This is a genomic window from Pseudaeromonas pectinilytica, assembly GCF_054780855.1.
The window spans coordinates 1-1,242 of record NZ_BAAGVN010000054.1; the positions used below are offsets into that span (position 1 = coordinate 1).

At 60.0% G+C, this 1,242-nt stretch carries 1 pseudogene; it reads right to left on the reverse strand.

The features are described 5' to 3' along the window. Positions 1 to 1,242, reverse strand: a pseudogene (gene istA / locus ACYVG7_RS04535) (IS21 family transposase); the annotation flags it as partial.

The following is a 1,242-nucleotide window of genomic DNA, read 5'->3' on the forward strand; positions in this document are numbered from 1 at the left end:
TCGCGTGTTGGCGATGGGTTGTTGCTCCAGGCCGTTCTTGAGCATGCTGCGGATGTTGTGCAGCCGGTTGGCGCCGGTCAGGTGACCGCGTAGACAGGCCGCTTCCAGCCGCTCCTTGCCATAGGTTTTGCTCTGCCCCAGCAAGGCCAGACAAGGCCGCACCGCTTGTGCCGGATGCGCCACATTCCGGATAAAACCATCCACCCAATGCGTGGTGTAAGGTCCGATGGACGCCGCCCAGCCGAGCAGACGCTCGGGCNGCCGGTGTGATACAGGGTGACGGTATGCTCGGCCAGATGAGCCTCCAGCCGCTTGCCCTGCAAGGCATAAGGTACTGAGTAATAGTGCTTTTCCAGATCGACGTGGTAGTCCTTACCTACCAGCACCGACACCACTTTGGTGTAGTGATAGGGGTAAGTGGGCAGCGGCTTGAGTGCCGGGGCATCGAGCTCGGCAAACAGTGAGGCGCGACAGCCCGGTAGCTTCTGGAAGGGTTTCTGGTTGAGCCGGGTCAGCAGTTCAGCGATCCGCTGGTTGAGCTGAGCCAGGCTATGGAACACCTCATGACGCAGCACTGCCAGGATCCAGCGCGTGACGATCTGCACACCCACCTCGGCCTTGGACTTATCCTTCGGCTTGCGGGGCCGGGCGGGCATGATCGCCGTACCGAAGTGGGCCGCCAGCATCTGGTAGGTGGGGTTGAGATCCGGATCGGTTTTGCGCGCCACGCTGACGGCACTCTTGAGGCAATCGGGTACCACCAACTGCGGTACGCCGCCGAAGAACTCGAAGGCGCGCTTGTGGCTCATCACCCAGTCATCGAGCTGCTGGGAGCGGGTGGCCTCGGCAAAGGTGTAATTGGAAGCCCCCAGCACGGCGACAAAGATCTGGGCCCGGTAGAGGATCTCGCCGGAGTGCGGATCGACAATCGGCATGGTCTGGCCACAGTAGTCGACAAAGAGTTTTTCGCCCGCGATGTGAGTCTGACGCATCGATGGTTGCAGCAGGGCTGACCACTCTTTATAGAGCCGACAGAAGTGGTTGTAGCTGTAGTGGGAACCTGTATGGCGCTCAGCGTACTCCTGCCATAGCAGCTCGAGGGTCACGCCTTTTTGACCAGGTTTTTTGAGCTCCTGATGCAGCGAGGCCCAGTTTGGAATGGGTTTGTGCTGAGTTTTATGGACAGAGCAGGTCTTGAGAAATGCGCGCTCCAGAGAGACGTCATCCCAGGACTCAGACAGG